Source organism: Vibrio sp. 03_296 (assembly GCF_002265885.1).
On sequence record NZ_NPKW01000640.1, the window covers coordinates 1 to 543 of the forward strand.

A 543-nucleotide genomic window follows, 5' to 3' on the forward strand; every position below is an offset into this window, starting at 1 on the left:
GCGTGAAAGCCAAGCAAAGCGGTGAAAGGCTCATGTTCATGAGGCTGGATTAACGGTGTCAACGCKTCGATAGACATCAGGGGTCGTCTTGTTCGTAGTTGTTGGAGCGCTTGTTGTTTTTCTTCTTCATTGAGATCCAGCAAGTGATAAAACACTTGCGTGGCACTGGAACCTAACTGCACGACGATAACGATTTCTTATATTTTTATTAGCGGCTAGTTTATAAGAATTCTGTATTATATGTGAGATTTTTCTTACGAATAAGAATTCATTGAATTGGGTTTATGAATTGTGTCGGGAAAAATAAAATCCAACAGTTTGTCGGTGGCGAATTTCATTGTTCTCCGTTTTCCTATTTTTGTTGTTAGTTCCAAATATTTCTGCTCAATAAACGCCTTCTCTTTGTTCACGTGCATCAGCTGTTTTTGCATCGCAAGTAGCTTCTGTTTGAGCTCATCACTGGCGGCGCCACTTGTGCTGGCAGGCGCTTGATTGGCCAACTGCCTGTTTGTAATTCTCAATGGTGGCGAGCAGTTGATCCTT

At 42.1% G+C, this 543-nt stretch carries 2 pseudogenes; both read right to left on the bottom strand.

The features are described 5' to 3' along the window. A pseudogene (locus CIK04_RS34205) lies at positions 1–182 on the bottom strand (serine/threonine protein kinase); the annotation flags it as partial. A 72-nt stretch (positions 183–254) separates the two neighbouring features. Continuing rightward, positions 255–543 (bottom strand): annotated as a pseudogene (locus tag CIK04_RS26810) (hypothetical protein); the annotation flags it as partial.